General features: G+C 67.6%; 7 protein-coding genes. 4 read left to right on the top strand and 3 right to left on the bottom strand.

Annotation, left to right across the window (positions count from 1 at the left end):
- Nucleotides 1-13: 13 nt before the first annotated feature.
- Complete coding sequence (locus ACFXJ5_RS37560) at nt 14-1,186, top strand: serine hydrolase domain-containing protein (RefSeq protein WP_384641785.1); 1,173 nt, start codon at nt 14-16, stop codon at nt 1,184-1,186.
- A 104-nt stretch (nt 1,187-1,290) separates the two neighbouring features.
- Entirely contained in the window at nt 1,291-2,784 is a 1,494-nt protein-coding gene (locus ACFXJ5_RS37565; protein WP_384641788.1) for a flavin-containing monooxygenase, read from the top strand.
- A gap of 94 nt (nt 2,785-2,878) precedes the next feature.
- Here ACFXJ5_RS37565 and ACFXJ5_RS37570 read toward each other — a convergent pair whose 3' ends face one another.
- Both ACFXJ5_RS37570 and ACFXJ5_RS37575 read right to left on the bottom strand, forming a co-directional pair.
- Entirely contained in the window at nt 2,879-3,271 is a 393-nt protein-coding gene (locus ACFXJ5_RS37570; protein WP_384641790.1) for a Zn-ribbon domain-containing OB-fold protein, read from the bottom strand.
- 108 nt (nt 3,272-3,379) lie between these two features.
- Entirely contained in the window at nt 3,380-5,011 is a 1,632-nt protein-coding gene (locus ACFXJ5_RS37575) for a long-chain-fatty-acid--CoA ligase (protein ID WP_384641792.1), read from the bottom strand.
- Between the two features lie 198 nt (nt 5,012-5,209).
- Between ACFXJ5_RS37575 and ACFXJ5_RS37580 the strand changes: the two genes are divergently transcribed.
- A complete protein-coding gene (locus ACFXJ5_RS37580) occupies nt 5,210-5,824 on the top strand; it encodes a TetR/AcrR family transcriptional regulator (protein ID WP_384641795.1) in 615 nt (204 codons plus the stop codon).
- A gap of 10 nt (nt 5,825-5,834) precedes the next feature.
- Here the strand turns inward: ACFXJ5_RS37580 and ACFXJ5_RS37585 are convergent, their stop codons facing one another.
- Nucleotides 5,835-6,512, bottom strand: coding sequence for a TetR family transcriptional regulator (locus tag ACFXJ5_RS37585; RefSeq protein WP_384641807.1), 678 nt, complete (start codon nt 6,510-6,512; stop codon nt 5,835-5,837).
- A 168-nt stretch (nt 6,513-6,680) separates the two neighbouring features.
- Here ACFXJ5_RS37585 and ACFXJ5_RS37590 point away from each other — a divergent pair.
- On the top strand, nt 6,681-6,933 hold a 253-nt coding region (locus ACFXJ5_RS37590), incomplete at its 3' end, for an acyl-CoA dehydrogenase family protein (protein WP_384641799.1).

Genomic DNA, 6,933 nt, shown 5'->3' on the forward strand with positions numbered 1-6,933 from the left:
GCGAAGGAGCAATATGGCCACTCAGTCGGAGGGTGTACTCGCCGGGGGTCACGTCGAACCGGGCTTCGAGTCGGTACGGGAGGCCTTCGAGCGGAACTTCACGCGCCACGGCGAAGTGGGCGCTTCCTGTGCCGTCTACCTCCACGGCGAGAAGAAGGTGGACCTCTGGGGCGGCGTCGCCGACGTTCGCACCGGACGGCCGTGGGCTCGCGACACCATCGGGCTGGTGTACTCCGTGACGAAAGGTGCCACGGCGATGCTCTGCTGCCTGTTGGCCGACCGTGGCGAGCTCGATCTGGACGCCCCCGTGGCGCGCTACTGGCCGTCCTTCGGCGGCAACGGCAAGAGCGGCGTGACCGTCCGCATGCTCCTTGACCACCAGGCGGGGCTTCCGGTTATCGACGACCGGCTGACGCTCGCCGAGGTCCTCGAGTACGGCGTCGCGGCCCGCGCCCTCGCCGGGCAGCGACCGCTGTGGACCCCCGGAACAGCCTTCGGGTACCACGCCCTGACCTACGGCTGGCTTCTCGACGAAGTCGTCCGGCGCGCCACGGGTCGTACGATCCAGGACCTGTTCGCCACCGAGATCGCGCTGCCGTTGGGGCTGGACTTCTTCATCGGGCTCCCCGGCCATGCGGAACACCGGGTCGCGGCGCTCGTCAATGCTCCGGCTTCCGACTCCTCGGCACCGCCGCCCGCCCATGACGCGTCGTCCCTGCTCACCCGGGCGATGACGGTCAACGGAGCGCTGCGCACCCCCGACGCCGACGCATGGAACGACCCCAGAATCCGGCGCGCATCGATCCCCGCCGCGAACGGCATCACCAATGCCCGCTCGCTGGCGCGGCTGTACGGGTCCTGCGTCGGCGAGGTCGAGGCGCCTCGTCTGCTGACCAAGGAGACCCTGACGGCAGCGGTCGCGGAGCGGAGCGCGGGATGGGACCGGGTGACCGAGCTGGACGCGCGCTTCGGCACCGGGTTCATGCTGCCGACGGCCGGCACACCGATGCTCTCGGAGAGTTCCTTCGGTCACGAGGGCGTCGGTGGGGCGCTCGGGTTCGCCGACCGCGATTCGGGGGTCGGCTTCGGCTACGTACAGAACTCGCTGCGGTGGGAGATCACGGGAGCGCCGGACCCGCGAGTGGCGGGACTTCTGGCAGCGCTGCGCGACTGCCCCGGGCTCTAGGCCGGAGCTCCTCCGGGGTCCCCGGCCGTCTCCGGCCATTGACAGGTGCGGGGCCGTCAACCATTCTGATCAGACGATCAGGTCATTTGATCCGGAAGGTGGTCATGACTCATCAGACAGGCGATCAGCCCAGGGTCGTCATCGTGGGCTCCGGCTTCTCGGGGCTGTGTGTCGCCATCAAGCTCAAAAGCGCGGGCATCCACGACTTCGTCATTCTCGAGAAGGAATCGGACGTCGGCGGCACCTGGCGGGACAACACCTACCCCGGCGCCGCCTGCGATGTCCCGAGCGTGCTCTACTCCTACTCCTTCCTCCAGAACCCGCACTGGACCCGGCACTTCCCCTCATGGGACGAACTGCACGCGTACCTGCGGCGGGTCGTGGAGATCTACGGGCTCGGCCCTCACCTCAGGTTCGGGGTCGAGGTGGAGGAGATGCGCTTCGACGAGGCGGCCGGCACCTGGACGGTGAACACCGGCGCGGGCGAATCCATCCGTACCAGCTTCGTCGTGAACGCGACCGGAGTGCTGAGCAAACCCGTCGTCCCCGAGATTCCCGGCCTGCAGTCCTTCACCGGAAAGATGTTCCACTCCGCCCGCTGGGAACACGATCACGACTTCGGCGGCCGTCATGTGGCGGTGATCGGCACCGGTGCGAGCGCGATCCAGTTCGTGCCCCGGCTGGCCGACCAGGCCGCGAAGCTGTACGTGTTCCAGCGGTCGCCCCACTGGGTGACGCCCCGGGGCGACGAGGAGATCCCACGGCGCCGTCGACGCCTCTACCAGCGCCTGCCCGTCGTGCAACGCCTGCGCCGCTGGCGGACCTACTGGGAGTTCGAACGGCTTGCCCGGGGGTTCCTCGGTCATCCCAAGGTCGTCGAGGGCTACCGCGGGCGTGCGGAGGAGTTTCTGGAGACGTCGGTACCGGACGCAGCGCTCAGGGCCCGGCTGACCCCCGACTTCACCCCCGGCTGCAAGCGCCGGCTGGTGTCGGACGACTGGTTCCCGACGCTTCAGCGCCCGCACGTCGAACTCGTCACGACCGGTCTGAGCGAAGTCACGCCGGGCTCGGTCGTCGGGACCGACGGAGTGCCTCGCCCGGTCGACACCATCGTCTTCGGCACCGGGTTCGCGGCGACGGACTTCATCGCCCCGATGAAGGTGTTCGGGATGGGCGGCGCCGAACTGTCCGACGTCTGGAAGGACGGCGCGGCCACCAAGCTCGGGATCGCCACGGCGGGCTTCCCGAACCTCTTCATGATGCTGGGTCCGAACACAGCCCTGGGCCACAACTCGATGGTGTTCATGATCGAGGCCCAGACCCGCTACATCATCGGCGCCCTCAAGTACGCGCTCGCCAAGGGGATACCGGCCATCGAACTGCGCCCCGAAGCCCAGGAGAAGGCCTATCGCCGGACCCAGCGCAAGATGAAGAAGACGGTATGGGTGTCCGGCTGCCGCAGCTGGTACCAGTCCGCCGACGGCCGCATCGACACGCTGTGGCCCGCCACCACTGTCTCCTACTGGTGGCAGACCAGGCGCTTCAGGCCCGGTGACTACCGGGAGGCCGAGGTCACCCGGACGAGCCGGTCCCTATGACCAAGCCGACCGGACTCGCATGTCAACTGTCGTCATCGACGCCGGAGGGCCGGCCCCCGCGGGGGCCGGCCCTCCGGCCGTTCTTGCACGCGTCTCAGACCCAGCTTTCGTACTGCGTTTCGCTGAGCTCGAAGACAAGCTCACCGGCGGCGGGACGGACGGTATCGGTCAGCCGGACGCGGCTTCCGGTGGGGACGACGAAGGAGGTGCCGACCAGGCGGCCGCGGACGCTGAACCCTTCGGTCATCTCGATGACAACCGTATTCCGGGCCTCGGAGGTGTTCCGGTGGACGATCCTGGATCGACGGACGGTGCCCGTGCCTTCGCTGCGCTCCGTGTCCAGGTCGGTGGAGACGCAGACGGGGCAGTAGAGGGACCGGAACATCGTGGTGCGGCACCAGCGGCAGCGCTGGTACCAAAGACCTTCGTCCCGCTCGTCGGCGCACTCCGGCGCGTCCTCGGCGATCTCGATTCCTGAGTGGAACACGAAGTCATCTCCCTGCGCTCGGCCGGAATCCGAAGTGCGCGGACCGGCGCGCACAAACCCATTCTATGACACTGAGTGCCATAGATAAAGGCACTCAGTACCCCAGGCTCAGCCGTGCACCCGACGGGTCCTGCCGGCCCACTCCGGCTCGCGCAGGGCGAACTTCTGGATCTTCCCGGTCGAGGTCTTCGGCAGTTCGGCCACGAGGTCGACGTCCCGCGGCGCCTTGTAGCGCGCGATCTTCGTCCGGACGTACTCGATCAGCTCCTCCTCGGTGGCGCCGTGACCCGCCTTGAGGACGACGAAGGCCTTCGGCCGCTCGCCCCACTTGTCGTCCGGTACCCCGACCACCGCGACCTCAAGAACGGCCTGATGGCTCATCAGTGCCTGCTCGACCTCCACGGTGGAGATGTTCTCGCCGCCGGAAATCACCACATCCTTGGCGCGGTCGCGTAGCTCGACGTAGCCGTCCGGGTGCATGACGCCGAGGTCGCCGCTGTGGAACCACCCGCCGCGGAACGCCTTGGTGGTGCCCTCCGGGTCGCGGTAGTAGCCCGCCATCAGGTTGTTGCCGCGCATGACGATCTCGCCCATCGTGCGGCCGTCGGCCGGCACATCGGTCATGTGCTCATCGACGACGCGCAGCCCGTCGGTCTGGATCATGCCGACGCCCTGGCGGGCCTGAACCGCCGCCCGCACCGCAGGCTCGAGCCCGGTCCACGACGGCTGCGGCTGGCAGACGGAGTACGGGCCGTAGCTCTCGGTCAGTCCGTAGACGTGCACGATCCCGAAGCCCATTCGCTCCATCTGCAGGATCGTCGTGGGGCTCGGCGGCGCCCCGGCGGTGGTGATCACCAAACGGTAGTCGAGCGGACCGGCCTCCACGGCGTTCAGGATTGTGGTGACCACGGTCGGCGCGCCATTGAGGTGGGTGACACGGTGCTTCCGGATCAGCTGCCAGATTGCGTCGCCCCGCACTTCGCGCAGACACACATGCGTTCCGCCGATGCCGGTCACCGCCCACGGTGTGCACCAGCCGTTGCAGTGGAACATCGGCAGCGTCCACAGGTAGACGCTGTCCTGGCTGTGCGAGGAGTGGAGGATCTCCCCGAACGAGTTCAGGTAGGCGCCCCGGTGGGTGTAGACGACGCCCTTGGGACGGCCCGTCGTACCCGAGGTGTAGTTGATCGAGATCGGCGCGAGTTCGTCCTCGACCGACCAGTCGAGGGGATCCGTGGAGCCGCGGGCGGTGAAGTCCGCGTAGCTGACCAACCGCGTCCCGATCGCCGCGCTCGCCGCCGCCTCCGTGCCGGTCCCCGCCTCGGTGTCCTCGAATACGACGACCTCGCCGACCGTCCCGACGTCCTGGACGGCGGCCGCGACCGTGGGGAGAAAGGCAGAGTCGGTAACCAGCACCCTGGCGCCTGAATGGTCGAGGATGTAGGCGATCTCCTCGCTGGAGAGCCTGGTGTTGATGGCTACGAGCACGGCTCCGGCGAGCGGTACGGCGAAGTGCGCGATGAGCATCTCGGGCAGGTTCGGCATCAGGTAGGCGACCCGGTCGCCGGGTTCGATCCCGCCGGCTCGCAGGGCTTGCGCCACGCGGGTCGCCGCCGAGGCGAGCTCGCCGTAGCTCAGGCTCCTGTTTCCGTAGATCACGCCCGGCTTGTCGGGCCACACCCGTGCGGACCTTTCCAGGAAGGACAGTGGCGTCAAGGGTGTGTGCGAGACGGCGTTCATGAACGTCCTCCTGGCGGCAGCGGCAAGGGACAGCGGGTCGGCGTCATCACGGTATTCATCGCCACAGACTCTGGTCAAGTGACTAGATCAAAGAATCAGAGCGCCTCGCTCCCCCCTGTCCGGGCTCAGGAGAGAGCTAGACTGTCAGCCGTCCCGTTCATATGACTCAGACAAAAGACAAGGGAAGGGCCGCCCAGGATGACTCGGGTTCCCGCAGACCAGCGCCGACAGGCCTACATCGAGGCGACGGTCCGCGTCATCGGCGAGCGCGGAGTGGTCGGTGCGACGACGCGGCGCATCGCCGACGCCGCCCAGGCCCCTCTGGCTACGCTGCATTACTGCTTCCATACAAAGGAACAGCTGTTCTTCGCCGTCTTCGAACACGCTTCGGACCAACTGCTCGAACGGATCGTCGCGACCAAGGGGGACTCCGACCTCGCCAAGACCGCGACGTACCTCCTTGTCACCACAATGGACTGGTTCGTCGAGAACGACGCCTACGCGCACGCGCAGTTCGACCTCTACTTGTGGGCACTGCGCCAGGAGGACACGCACCCGGGGCTGGCCACCCGCGCATACGGGCTCTTCATCGACCGCTTCGTCGAGATCCTCCGGAAGGACCTGCGGCCCGACGACGACGCGGCACTCGTGGAGCCGCTGGCTCGCGTTGTCACCTCCATCCTGGACGGTCTTGCCCTCCAATGGCACGGGCACCGCGACCGCGCACAGTTGGATGCCGATATCGCCCTGGCAAGTGAGTCAATCGATCTGCTCGTGGAATCGCGGCGCCGACAGCAGCAGAAGTCGGCCTGACCGGGAAGGGTCAGATGTTGTCGAGCGCGGCCTCGACACCTTGCACGACCCGCCACATAGGCGCCTTGCGCCGGGAGATGAGCACGATCACGTCCTCCGCATCGTGGCCACCACCGGCTGTCCGGGTCTCGGCGTCCTCGCTCCAGACATCGCTCACATAGTCCAACGCGCGGTCGGCCACGGTGATGGCGTCGCCCTGGCCGCCAGAGCGAAGCCATGAGCGCAGGGCGTGGTTGTGGGCCGCGACGACGGCCGCCGCGATGACATCGGCGCGCAACGTTCCGTCGGGCCGGGTGGCGTAGCGGACACGCAGATAGTCGGCGAGGGTGCGCTCGTAACGCCAGACGACCGACAGTTCGTGGGCGCGCAGCCCCGGCACCTTCTTGGTGAGTCGGTAACGCTGCACCGAGAAAGCGGGATTCTCGGCGTACATGCGCAGCACGAGCCTGGCGGCATCGCAGACCTGCGCCACGGGATCGCCCTCCGAGCCCTGCTGCCGGAGGAAGTCGGTCATGTCCGCCAGGCATCGCTCGTGGTCGGGGAAGACCACGTCCTCCTTGGAGGGGAAGTAGCGGAAGAAGGACCTGCGCCCCACTCCTGCGAGCGTGACGATGTCGTCGACTGTGGTCTGTTCGAACCCGCGCTCCAGGAACAGCTGGAAGGCGGCCGCGATGAGGGAGTCCCGCATCGCGGGCTTCGCAGCCCCGCCGGCGTCGCGGTTCGTACCCTGCGGCTCGCTCATGAGGTGAAACATAACACCCGGCCCTCGGGCTGGGCAGTATTGCTGATGGCACTGAGTTCCCTTATCTTAGGGTACTCAGTGCCAGAGGTGCTGTTTGCCGTGAAGGGTGACTGCATGGACCGCGATTTCGACCTCTTCCGCACCTCGGAGGAGCACGACATGCTCCGTGACGCGGTGCGCTCGCTCGCTGAGGCGAAGATCGCGCCCTTCGCGGCCGAGGTGGACGAACAGGGCCGCTTCCCCCAGGAGGCGCGGGACGCCCTGGAGGCCAACGACCTCCACGCCGTCCACGTCCCCGAGACGTACGGCGGCGCCGGGGCCGACGCGCTGTCCACCGTCATCGTCATCGAGGAGGTCGCCCGTGTCT

The organism is Streptomyces sp. NPDC059373, assembly GCF_042751495.1.
Classification (GTDB): Bacteria; Actinomycetota; Actinomycetes; order Streptomycetales; family Streptomycetaceae; genus Actinacidiphila.